Annotated in this window: 10 protein-coding genes and 1 pseudogene; 8 read left to right on the top strand and 3 right to left on the bottom strand. The window is 40.8% G+C overall.

What is annotated here, in order from left to right; genetic code table 11:
- The first annotated feature begins 13 nt into the window (after positions 1–13).
- The 3 genes from ACFE93_RS15730 to ACFE93_RS15740 all read left to right on the top strand — a co-directional run bounded on the left by ACFE93_RS15730 (position 14) and on the right by ACFE93_RS15740 (position 3,328).
- Positions 14–784 carry a WecB/TagA/CpsF family glycosyltransferase gene (locus tag ACFE93_RS15730; protein ID WP_375474174.1) on the top strand — a complete coding sequence of 257 codons (771 nt, stop codon included), beginning with the start codon at positions 14–16 and terminating at the stop codon, positions 782–784.
- A 124-nt stretch (positions 785–908) separates the two neighbouring features.
- Positions 909–2,753 (top strand): tetratricopeptide repeat protein, encoded by a 1,845-nt coding sequence (locus tag ACFE93_RS15735; RefSeq protein ID WP_375474175.1) that lies wholly within the window; start codon positions 909–911, stop codon positions 2,751–2,753.
- Positions 2,754–2,788: 35 nt separating this feature from the next.
- Entirely contained in the window at positions 2,789–3,328 is a 540-nt protein-coding gene (locus ACFE93_RS15740) for a putative molybdenum carrier protein (RefSeq protein ID WP_375474176.1), read from the top strand.
- On the opposite strand, the gene ACFE93_RS15745 is transcribed toward ACFE93_RS15740, so the two are convergent.
- Together ACFE93_RS15745 and ACFE93_RS15750 are read right to left on the bottom strand one after the other, a co-directional pair.
- Positions 3,306–3,641 (bottom strand): hypothetical protein, encoded by a 336-nt coding sequence (locus ACFE93_RS15745; protein ID WP_375474177.1) that lies wholly within the window; start codon positions 3,639–3,641, stop codon positions 3,306–3,308. The two genes, ACFE93_RS15740 and ACFE93_RS15745, sit on opposite strands and share 23 nt — an antisense overlap.
- Positions 3,642–3,893: 252 nt before the next feature.
- Positions 3,894–5,246, bottom strand: a complete 1,353-nt coding sequence (locus tag ACFE93_RS15750; protein WP_375474178.1) for an N-acetylmuramoyl-L-alanine amidase — start codon at positions 5,244–5,246, stop codon at positions 3,894–3,896.
- A 165-nt stretch (positions 5,247–5,411) separates the two neighbouring features.
- On the opposite strand from ACFE93_RS15750, the gene dnaG reads away from it, so the two are divergent.
- The 3 genes from dnaG to ACFE93_RS15765 all read left to right on the top strand — a co-directional run bounded on the left by dnaG (position 5,412) and on the right by ACFE93_RS15765 (position 8,972).
- A complete protein-coding gene (gene dnaG / locus ACFE93_RS15755; RefSeq protein ID WP_375474184.1) occupies positions 5,412–7,367 on the top strand; it encodes a DNA primase in 1,956 nt (651 codons plus the stop codon).
- A gap of 214 nt (positions 7,368–7,581) precedes the next feature.
- On the top strand, positions 7,582–8,358 hold the full coding sequence (locus ACFE93_RS15760) for a class I SAM-dependent methyltransferase (RefSeq protein ID WP_375474179.1): 777 nt from the start codon (positions 7,582–7,584) through the stop codon (positions 8,356–8,358).
- Between the two features lie 62 nt (positions 8,359–8,420).
- On the top strand, positions 8,421–8,972 hold the full coding sequence (locus ACFE93_RS15765) for a hypothetical protein (RefSeq protein WP_375474180.1): 552 nt from the start codon (positions 8,421–8,423) through the stop codon (positions 8,970–8,972).
- Positions 8,973–9,054: 82 nt separating this feature from the next.
- On the opposite strand, the gene ACFE93_RS15770 is transcribed toward ACFE93_RS15765, so the two are convergent.
- Complete coding sequence (locus tag ACFE93_RS15770; RefSeq protein WP_375474181.1) at positions 9,055–10,212, bottom strand: extracellular solute-binding protein; 1,158 nt, start codon at positions 10,210–10,212, stop codon at positions 9,055–9,057.
- 356 nt (positions 10,213–10,568) lie between these two features.
- On the opposite strand from ACFE93_RS15770, the gene ACFE93_RS15775 reads away from it, so the two are divergent.
- Both ACFE93_RS15775 and ACFE93_RS15780 read left to right on the top strand, forming a co-directional pair.
- Complete coding sequence (locus ACFE93_RS15775; RefSeq protein WP_375474182.1) at positions 10,569–10,940, top strand: hypothetical protein; 372 nt, start codon at positions 10,569–10,571, stop codon at positions 10,938–10,940.
- Between the two features lie 341 nt (positions 10,941–11,281).
- A pseudogene (locus ACFE93_RS15780) lies at positions 11,282–11,561 on the top strand (hypothetical protein); the annotation flags it as partial.

Consider the following 11,561-nt stretch of genomic DNA (forward strand, 5'->3'; position numbering starts at 1 on the left):
AGGAGGTGCAGAAATGAAAACTTTTCCTGAAGTGAAGTTGTTTGATACAAGATTCCATAAAGTTAAAGTACAGGAATTAGTTGATTATTTAATAGAAGCAGCAAAAACCCAAAAAAAGACAGTTGTAGGACATGTGAATATCAGAGCCATGAATTTCGCTTATGAAAAATCTTGGTATCGAGATTTTTTGAATAAGGCTGATTTAGTATTTTGTGACGGATTTGGTGTAATGGTAGGAGCTAGATTCAATGGTTATTCCATGCAATCTGCACATCGAATGACAGCACCAGATTACATAGAAGATTTAGCATTAAAATGTGAGAAAGAAAACCTTTCTTTATTTTTGTTAGCTGGAAAACCTGGCGTAGTTGATAAAGCAATTACTAAATTAGTATCAATTGCGCCTAATTTACGCGTACAGGGACATCATGGTTATTTTGAAAAATCAGGAAAAGAAAATGATTTGGTAATAGAAAAAGTTAATAAATTCCAACCAGATATTTTATATATTGGTTTTGGTATGCCGTTACAGGAACGCTGGATTTTAGATAACTTCAATAAAATTGAAACTACTGTATTTTTACCTTTGGGTGCTTGTCTAGATTTTTATACTGACTCTATATATCGCGGGCCGCGTTGGCTGACTGATAATGGTCTGGAGTGGTTAACACGCTTAATTACTGAACCTAATCGTCTAGCAGACCGTTATCTTGTAGGCATTCCATTATTTTTTTATCGCGTAGTTAAAAAGCGAATCGCTCAAGGAATTATAACAAATCGCTAAATAAATTTTTTCTAAATTTTGCATTTGTTATAACCATGACTGCCCAAAAGTGGCAAATTGTTTCCCCTACCTCTGCTGCCAAGACTAGAATTAAAATTGATGTGACATTCTTCTAGTAGCCAAAGTGCCAGACTCTCTGCCATTAAGCGATCGCTATCTTGCCTTAATCGATGAAATTGTCGAAACCACCCTCAAGGGCAAAATTAGCTCTGTAGAACAGGTGTATCAAATGCTGCTTAAAGGAATTACTTCCGGTACAGGGGAAGTCTTTGAGCTAGCTTTGAGCGATCGCCTGAATTCCCTGCAAACCCAAGTAGATAGCGAAAAAGACGAACTCAAGAAAGCTAAAGCGACTCGGAGTTTAAGAGCCATTAAGACTATTCAAAGTCAATGGCAACGCTGGCAAGAGCAAAACAAAGCCACAGAAGCGATCGCCTCCGCAGTTACAGAAATCACCACAGCCCCTGCTGCCGAGCGTCTAGCGGTATTTATCCGAGTTACTGACCCGAATCAGAAGTATCCGCTAAATTTACAACAGTTACAGCAATTATCAAAGGCATTGCAGCAATTTGCTCAGGCAGATGCTGATTTACAACAATTTTCTGAAGGGATTACCCGTGGTTTAGCTTCTTGGCAGCGATTGCAAGACAACTTGCTCAGTTGGATGTACGAGCAAAAAGAATCTCTGGGGTTTGGCGGTGTACCGGGAGAACGCGGCCCTTGGGCAAGTTGGGCGAAACAACTTAATAGTGAGTTACCACAAGCACTGCTTCGCACCTTAGCTAGGGAAGAATCTGCAATAGAGTTTGCCGAGCGACAACGGGGGATTACCCTTAGAGATTGGGTGGAAATGGCATTGATTTTACAGTACTTGCAACGGGGACTAATTAACTGGTTTGACCAACAAGCTTACGATGTGAAAGCGGGGCCAAAGTTGTCCATTTCCACTTTTTTGACCTTTGCAGTGATTTGGAGTCAGTTAGCAAGTGGTTTTGGGAGTATTGGGACAGTATACAGCGATGCCTGTTCTCAAATCATGCTCCAGATTTTGCGAACCTTTGCCCAGCGTCCGTATTTTCCCTTTTACGGTGGGATTTTTGCCTCTTTTACTGGCACCTATTTGCGAGATGCCCTAGATTATTTGGATGAACCGTTACGACGAGGCGAGGGAACCCAAGAAAAGGCGAGGATATTGACACTTTTAGGCTATTCTCAGCGTGCTTTGGGACAATACCAACGCTCCATTGATTTTCATCAGCAGGCGCTAGAGATAGCCAGAAATGCAGGCGATCGCACCTGTGAAATTGCCAATCTCAATCACCTCAGCCGCACCTACGTACAACAGCAAAATTATGGTGAGGCAATTAACTATAGTCAACGGGCATTAATATTAAGTCGGCAAGCAGGCGATAGGACAGGAGAAGCAAACGCGCTGGTAAATTTAGGTTACAGCGAAGTCATGCAAGCTCAGGAATTGGAAAACCTAGAACCCGAAACCTATGAAGCTGCAATTAACTATTTGGAACAAGGTTTAAAATTATCAGAAAAATTAGGCGATATTCAAAGTAAAGCCTTATGTGTCAGCAGCTTAGGAATTGCCTATCTAGTAATTGGAGAACACCAAACTGCAATTAAATATCTTGAAGATGGTTTTAAAACAGCGCAAGTTTCCGGTGATTTGTATCTCCAAGGGCGGAATTTAGCTTATTTAGCAGAAGCTTATTATCATCTGCAAAATTCCGAAAAAACTGTTTACACGGGCTGCTTGGGAATGTATCTTTTAGAGCAAATTGCTTCTAGTGAATGGCGTCAACCAGCAGGGTTACTGACAATTTTACAAAGACAAATCGGGGTAGAAGCTTTCCAAAAGTTTTTACAGCAACATCGTCCGAAAATTATTGCGGTTATTGGTGTGGATGGATACGATCACATTCCGCAATTGTTAGAAGAATATCAGCAAGATATGTAAGAAAGATAAGGATTCAGACTTAATTGTTTTCAAGTTTGAGAAGAAAAGTAAGAAATGCGATCGCACTTTTGGTCGCCACACCATCCCAGAAACGAGAGTCAATATCGTCTCATCAACGGCTTTGGGTTGTAACCGGAGGTCAGACAGGAGTTGACAGGGCTGCGCTCGATACAGCTTTGTCACTTTTGTTACCAGTTCGTGGATGGTGTCCAAAGGAGCGGCTTGCAGAGGATGGAAAGATACCATCTGTATATCCGCTTCAAGAGACGACGAGTACAGACTATGCGTTGCGTACCGAGTGGAACGTTCGAGATTCGGACGGGACGCTCGTCCTAGCGTATCGATCGCTTGAAGAAGGAACAAAGCTTACGGCTGACCTAGCGCATAAGTACGATCGCCCCGTCCTCATTATTAACGCGTTGTCGTTCAGTGGAAATGACGCTGCTCGTTTCTGGAGTTGGATTCAGAAGCACAACATTCGCATTTTGAATGTTGCTGGTCCACGAGAAAGCTCACGACCGGGTGTTATTTATAACCGTGCCCGATATGTTCTTAAGCAGCTCTTAGAGTCCTAAAAAGAAAGGCTTTCAGCAGTGGCAAGCGACCTCGAATCAGCCAACCAGCAGTTAACCCTACTGATGTACCAATAACAGTAGGTATAAAACTTCGACGATTTGTCGAAATTCCTGAACCACCTGGAGAACTACTCTGTACTGCTGAGTTAACTGGTAGCTTACCGATGCTTGGAGGCCAGAACGAAACATCTCGCCCCTGAAAAAATGCAAAAACATATATCAGCGTTATTGAAATAACAATAACAAAGAAAGCAATTGTAACAACATCATTAGCAATTTCATTTATCAATAGATAATCAAATAGTTCTTTCATTTTCTTTTCTATTCTACATTTTTATAGATAAATTTATACATAAATTTTTCACCTAATATTTTAACTTAGAGTATTAAACAGAAATTTTATGAATATTAATCTAGGGAACAATATCCTAAAAAAAATTGCTAAGTAGGTTGGCTAAAACCAAACTATATAAACAAAGATAAACTAGGCTAAAGCCCTCTTGCTTCTTGCTTTATTCTAACTACAAATTTTGACGCAGACCTACTTAAATAAGTTACTCAATACTCAAAGAAGTCCTGCTGATTCATATAATCGTTTAAGCATTGCTGAAATCTTCGTACCATAATCCAAATCTGCTGACCACCGCCCTGATAGCTGATCGATTAATGGCGCAATCCCACGTGTGACGAAACGAAACCTTGGATCTACTACTTCTTGTACCAAGGGTTCTAAACTAGCGTAAGCTTTCAAATGTTGGATGTGTGCCCTAACTCCAATTCTGGCACTTGGAAAAGACGCAGCCTCCGAACCACCACCGATCGCACCTAAGCCGGCAAAGTTATTTTGCTCAGGTTTAATATCACCACCAAACCGTAAAAATCCTGTTTCTACACACATTTGGCAAAAGGCAATATCATAGTTAACTCCCTCTATACCTGCTTCTTCTCGATAAAGTTTTGGGATGTCAGGAAACTTTGCTAAAGCATTTTCATTATTGTTTCTGAGGAATAATTGTAACTGTACTTCGGAAGTATTACCGTTTGACATTACCCGCGAAAATTGACCAGGGCAAACTACTAAATTCGAGCGCAAGCTGACAGTACGCGTTGCAGCATCCCAAGTGACTGCAACATTAAAATCTCGCAATTCGATCGCTTTGACATAAACTACTTTGTGATAGGTAATCCGATTGACATTAGCTGCTTTTGAAAGGTCAATTCGTAAAAGGTCTACTAAATCAATGGGGATGTAAGCATTACCATTAACTAAAACCCCCTGTTCTGTGTAACTTTGTCCATTAATATTAATATTAATTGGCGGATAATTTGCTTCTGTTGGAGTTCCAGGAGTGGGGTCAATTACACGACTCCAAGTTAGCAATCCATCGGCAATTCCCAAAGCAAAATCGCGGCGACGATTTTGCAGCAAAGCCCGATCCTCTGGATTGCTAAGAAACCCTACTTGTATCACCAAAGCTGGCAGCGTTGTCTGGCGACAGAATGCTAACCTACCCAATCCACTATCTGTATCTGGTTTGACTCCGCGATTCGGTAATTGGGGTACGCGGCGCAACAACCCTACTAGTAACTGTTCAGCATTACTCTTGCGATCGCTATTATTAACAATGTAGAAAACGCTAGCCCCACGCACAGAAGGGCTGTTAGCTGCATTAGCTGCAATTTCTAGAGCGACATCACCCCGACGGCTGCGGGAATTGATCCAGGTGATAGTTTGGGCGGCGCTCAAGTCATCAGGAACCGCTAAAATTTCCAAACTCCGCGCTCTCAGTTCCGTGACAATCAAATCCCGCAGCAAAATCATTTCTTTGGCTTCAGTTGTACCACCTGCGATCGCACCTCGATCTATTCCTCCCGCTTCTTGACCTCCATGAGCTGCTGATATAAAAATACGCCCCATTTTCAGTATTTCCTCTGATAAAATTAAGTTTAAGCAATTGTATACATCATTCTCGATCTAGCAACAAGAATATAATAGCGATCAGAAGTCTAAAGTCATTTGTCCTTTGGTATTTCTCCAAAGTTCATGACCAATGACCAATGACCAATGACTAATGACAAAGCCATGCAAATCCCCCGCTTACACCCAGACACAATTGAGGAAGTTAAACAACGGGCTGATATTGTAGATGTCGTCTCGGAATACGTAGTTTTACGCAAACGAGGAAAGGATTTCGTCGGTTTGTGTCCCTTCCATGATGAGAAATCTCCCAGTTTCACCGTTAGTCAAACCAAGCAAATGTACTATTGCTTCGGCTGTCAAGCTGGGGGAAATGCGATTAAGTTTGTCATGGAGTTGGGAAAGCGTTCTTTTGCTGACGTGGTGCTGGATTTAGCACGGCGTTACCAAGTACCTGTACAAACTCTCAAACCCGAACAACGCCAAGAATTACAGCGTCAGCTATCTTTGCGCGAACAGTTATATGAAGTTCTGGCAACGTCCGCCCAGTTTTATCAACACGCCCTCAGACAATCCCAAGGGCAAAAGGCACTTCAATATTTGCAATCTAATCGCCAACTCAAAGAAGAAACTATACAGCAATTTGGTTTAGGTTTTGCCCCCGCAGGTTGGGAAACTCTCTATCGTTATTTAGTGGATGATAAACATTACCCAGTGCAAATTCTGGAAAAAGCGGGATTGATTAAGCCACGCAAGGAAGGAGGCAGTTATTATGATGTATTTCGCGATCGCTTGATGATTCCCATTCGTGATGTTCAAGGGCGCGTCATTGCCTTTGGTGGGAGAACCCTGACTGACGAACAACCTAAATATCTGAATTCACCGGAAACCGAGCTTTTTAGTAAAGGTAAAACATTATTTGCCCTCGATCAAGCGAAAGATGGAATTTCTCAACTCGATCAAGCGGTGGTGGTGGAGGGATATTTTGATGCGATCGCTCTCCACGCTGCTGGTATTAATAACGCCATCGCCTCCCTCGGTACGGCATTAAGCTTAGAACAAGTTCGGTTAATATTACGTTACACCGAATCGAAACAATTAGTACTCAACTTTGATGCTGATAAAGCCGGAACTAATGCAGCCGTTCGTGCGATCGGTGAAATTGCCGAATTAGCATATAAGGGCGAAGTTCAGCTAAAAATTCTCAATTTACCCGATGGTAAAGATGCTGATGAATACTTGCATAAGCGTTCTCCTGAAGATTATGGAGAACTGCTAAAAAATGCGCCACTTTGGCTAGACTGGCAGATTCAGCAAATTATTCAAGACCGAGACTTAAAACAGGCTACTGATTTTCAGCAAGTAACTCAGCAAATAGTCAAATTACTTAAAAATATAGCTAACAGCGATACACGAAATTATTATGTTTCTTATTGTGCTGAAATACTCAGCTTGGGAGATACCAGACTCATACCTCTACGAGTCGAAAATCTGCTAACTCAAATTGCTCCGGCTGCGGCTACATACTCTAAGCCCGTGTCAGCGAAGAAAGCATGGGGAGGTGGTAAATCTTTACTCCCCATTTCCGACTCCTCACTCCCCACAGAACGCAGCCTTTTAGAACACGCAGAGGCGTTATTATTGCGAGTTTACTTGCATTGTCCCGAACAGCGTCAAATGATTGTTGACGAACTAGAGGAGCGAGATTTGCAATTTAGCCTTTCCCACCACCGATTTTTATGGCAACAGATTTTAGAAATTTCATCCGGTGATGGAGAGACGAAAAACTTTGTGTCTCTACCAAATTTAATTTCCCGCCTCCAAGATCGGTTCTTAGAATTTGACAGCGAGATCGGATTAATTTCTCATTTATTTCATGTGGATGAAAAAAACCAGAAAGAAATACTGCGGACTCCGCAAGTAGTTCAAGCTGCGATCGCTTGTATGGATTTAGTGATGCTTGAAAAACGCTATCGTCACTTTTTGGAACTATGGCAACAAACCGATCCAGAAGCTGAACCAGAGCGGTATCAATATTATTATCAGGCTTTCTACGCTGAAAAAATCAAGCTTCAACAAATAGACCGACAACGTTTATTTTCGATCACAGAGCTAAATTGATACAATAGCAATACTTTCAATCTTCACTCTTTGCTAACTCTCCCGATTGAATCTTCATCAATACTCAATTCTTCAACCATTGACTACTGTTGTGGGAATTCAAATTGTTTACCACTAAAGGTGTTGGTAGTACGGGATTAGGATTAGCGATCGCTGTAATTTAATGTAGAGATGTTGCAATGCAACGTCTCTACACACCATAAAATCCTACGTTATGAATAATATTTCGACAAGCAATAATTGGGACACTTCCCTTTACGAAGATAAACACGCCTTCGTCTGGCAGTATGGCGAAGACTTATTGAAATTACTCAACCCTCAGCCAGGAGAATCGATTTTGGATCTTGGTTGCGGTACTGGACAACTCACAGAAAAAATTGCCCAAGCTGGTGCTGAAGTAATGGGAGTTGATAGCGCACCTGCGATGATTGAAAAGGCAAAAGAAAACTATCCTCATATCCGCTTTGATGTTGCGGATGCGACAAATTTTCAAGTTAAACAGCCTTTTGATGCTGTGTTTTCCAACGCTGTATTACATTGGGTGAAACAAGCAGATAGCGCGATCGCTTCCATACATAAATCCTTAAAACCTGGAGGGCGTTTTGTCGGAGAATTTGGGGGTAAAGGGAATATAAAGGCGATCATCACAGCTTTATACACTGCTTTAGAGTCCATTGGTATCCCTAAAGCACAAGTAGAGAATCCTTGGTATTACCCCAGCATTGGCGAATACGCCAGCCTCCTAGAACAGCATGGCTTTGATGTCATTTATGCTATCCTGTTTCCTCGCCCAACTCCCCTAGCAGAGGGAGAAGCTGGCATCGCAAACTGGATTAAAATGTTCGCCAGCACTTTTTTAGCAGGACTTTCACCTGAGCAACAAATACAAATAATTTGCGTCGTTGAGGAATATCTGAAGCCAACACTATATCAACAAGGAACTTGGACAGCAGATTATCGAAGAATTCGCATCGTTGCCATTAAACTATAAAATGTACTATTTTTTACTAATGCCTTAATTACGAATTACGAATTACGAATTACGAATTAGTTATGTATATACCTAAATTGTGCGATCGCCCTTGGCCTTGGCGCAGCCATCGCCAGACATCATTTTCATTACTACTAACTATTAGCCTCACCACTTTACTAGTCCCGCCTTCATTAGCACAAACCCCCTCAATCCCGTCGCCTTCTAGTGCGCCTTTAGAACTAGACTTATTGACCAAGCCAAAAAACTATATAATCACAGCTACCACCATTCATCCAGAACGATTAACCGTTCCCAGTTTATGGTGGGCACAACAAAACTCTGAAAAAAAGCTATTGGATAATTGGATAGCATATCCAGCTTCTAACAAAGAACCTGCACGAGTAGACTTGATCGTGAATCAGCAAATTTGGAGTTTACTAGAGTATGTAGAGCGCTACGACTTCGTAAATCGCTTGGGTAGCGCTGCACGGAACTTTGGTTACAACGTCCGGGTATTTAATTATCAAAAAGAACCCTTGGCAACCTACACTTGCAACTTTAGTACAAGTCCAGCTTTATGCAGTATCCAAACCACTATTAAGAACAAGATCGGGTTACAGCGTTCTTTGTAGAAAAAAAGGGAGTGGGGACTGGAGACTGAGGAGACAAGGAGAATAAATAACCGATGCCCAATGCCCCATGCCCAATTTCCAATTAAACCTTAATTTTGGCGAATAAAGACTCGTATTGTTTTATTGCTGATGGAGGTAAGGGAAGTAAAAATTCACTTTTATCGAAAACTTTGCGATCGCTCTCTAACAAACTCCATAATGGTTCTTGGATATCGGAAGCGGCAATATTTGTAGAAATTGGCGAATTACTTTTAGTTAGCACCGAAATTTGTTTAGCTGTGCTTGGTTGCCAACAAAAATCAATCCATTGATCTGATAAAGTATCCTTAGTAATTCCTGCAGGACGTACCCATAAGTCCGCCCAGATTGCTGTTCCTGACTGGGGGATAACTGCGGCAAGCTGCGGATAACGTCCTAGAATAGGCAATACATCGCTTGACCAACCAACTGCTAGCCAAGTGTCTTCCATAATTAGAGGTTCCAAATAGTTATTGGAACTGTAAAACTTCACCTGTTGATTTAATATCTGTAATTCCTTTTCCAAGTCTGGTACTTGGTCAAGATTGTCTGTATTATAAGATTTTCCCAGTTTTTTTAAGACCAAACCAATAACTTCTCGTGGTTGATTGAGTAGGGAAATACGCTGCTGCATTCCATCTCGCCACAAATCACTCCAATCTTTGGGCGTCCATCCCAATTTTTGCAACTTGTCACGGTTATAAACAATTACCGTGCTACCCCACCTGTAAGGCGCACCCCACACCTTCCCTTGAGTATCCAAAATACCTCGATCGTTACGCGTTACCAGTTGTTTCCACCTTTCATCTAAAACAGACCACTGCTTTAATTGGTTTCCCTGTACTTCTTGGAGTGGTTGAATCAATTTCTGCTCAATAGCTGCTTGTAGCCAGTAATCTCCCAATGTCACTAGGTCTGTGTCAGCTGCTTTTTGACCTTGCCTAAAGGGTATAAAGCGTCTCCATCCTTGCTCATCGCTGGTCTTTGGCTTTTGCTGCCAATTTTGTAATTGCTGAAATAAATCCTGTATATGCCCAACTGGAGCAAACTTTAACTGCACCCGTTGTTGCAAACCTTTGTGGAACTGATTCACCACCTGACCAGGTATAGAACCTTTTAATAACTGTACTTTTAGTTGCATCTGCTTGTTTCCACCACAGCCAAAAAGCAGTTGTGAAAGTGCCAGTGTGCTTGTACCTAGCAAAAAAGACCGTCGATCCATTGATTTTGGATTTTGAGATTTTTGATTATACCTAATATTAAGCAGAGATTTAGCAGTGACCGACTAGCTGAAAAAATGAATCTGGAGAATTATCGGTATTTTTTCTTGATAATACGGTTAATTTAGAATATTTGACTCAAATTAGCGATTTTTTGGCAAATTTCTCCCTAAAGATTAATTTTTATCCATAAATTTACTTGATGGTACTTATGGTGAAACCTTACTTGTATTTAGAAGTAATGATTTAAATGTCACATTTCCACCAAAAATTATCAATACTTAAATAATCCATAAGTATCGTTAAGGTTGGGAGTAAATTGAATAACATATAGAAAATGTACGAATAAAGGTATTAAATGGAGCTATTACAGCAGCAGATCCTGACTTTAAGCCAAAAGTTAGATGCCGTGTGCCAAGTAATTGAGCAGCTTGATGGTAAAGTTACTCAAACTTTCTCAGAGTGTTCTTTAGCAAATACACAAGCAAAGGATAATTACCAACAAAATGGCGCGGCTGGAGGCTACCAGTTTAAAGGACGTAACAATTTAAATCCAGAAATGGAACACAAGGATGTGTTGACCGATGGCATTTATCTAGACATGCATCGTCAAGCTGGAGATAATATAACACCAGAAATTCAAATACAACGACTGACAGCCCAATTAACAGCAGCGTACAATCGCATTGCTGCTTTAGAAGAACAATTACTTAGAGAGAGAATTCACTAAATTTAACCTGAAGTTCAACGAATTCAAAAAATAGATTGAGGTAGGTAAGACAAGCCTTTAGGTTCAATATCGGGTGATGGTTTTATGAGTATATACTTAGATACAAGTAAGTAATCCAGCCATCAAATTGATAAAAAAGTTAAACACACTATTACATATCTTTACGTAATAGTGTGATATATCTACCCATAGGTTTTTAGTAAATACCTCACTATGAAACAAAAAAAAACAACCCGAAGACTGGTGTCGTTAGGGTATTGTATGTTTCAAAAACCAAGATTTTTTTATTAATCTGCGTTTTTCTCATTAGCGTTTTTGGGATCTTGTTATCAAATTGGTTGATGACAAGCCAGACAGCTTTCGCAAAAATTGAGCTTTTACAACCTGCTCCGACTCAACCGTTAGGCTATTACGACTATTTCGGCAAACTGCTGAGTCCTCAAGAAGCATCACAACTAGTTGCAAATAAGGGACTCAATCCCAATAATCCCATTTCCTATCAATGGGTAGGGGCAGTTAAAATTACTAAGGGATTAATCGCCCAAGGTGAAGATATATTCTTAAACGGGAGCATCCCAATTTGGCAAAAAGATGGGAAAAAGACAACAATATTCGCGAGTT

It is taken from the genome of uncultured Nostoc sp. (assembly GCF_964247315.1).
In the GTDB taxonomy this organism is placed as follows: domain Bacteria; phylum Cyanobacteriota; class Cyanobacteriia; order Cyanobacteriales; family Nostocaceae; genus Nostoc.

Coding starts and splice junctions, on each gene's coding strand:
- ACFE93_RS15730 (WP_375474174.1), top strand. CDS start 14: ATGAAAACTTTTCCTGAAGTGAAGTTGTTTGATACAAGATTCCATAAA.
- ACFE93_RS15745 (WP_375474177.1), bottom strand. CDS start 3,641: ATGAAAGAACTATTTGATTATCTATTGATAAATGAAATTGCTAATGAT.
- ACFE93_RS15750 (WP_375474178.1), bottom strand. CDS start 5,246: ATGGGGCGTATTTTTATATCAGCAGCTCATGGAGGTCAAGAAGCGGGA.
- dnaG (WP_375474184.1), top strand. CDS start 5,412: ATGCAAATCCCCCGCTTACACCCAGACACAATTGAGGAAGTTAAACAA.
- ACFE93_RS15760 (WP_375474179.1), top strand. CDS start 7,582: ATGAATAATATTTCGACAAGCAATAATTGGGACACTTCCCTTTACGAA.
- ACFE93_RS15765 (WP_375474180.1), top strand. CDS start 8,421: ATGTATATACCTAAATTGTGCGATCGCCCTTGGCCTTGGCGCAGCCAT.
- ACFE93_RS15770 (WP_375474181.1), bottom strand. CDS start 10,212: ATGGATCGACGGTCTTTTTTGCTAGGTACAAGCACACTGGCACTTTCA.
- ACFE93_RS15775 (WP_375474182.1), top strand. CDS start 10,569: ATGGAGCTATTACAGCAGCAGATCCTGACTTTAAGCCAAAAGTTAGAT.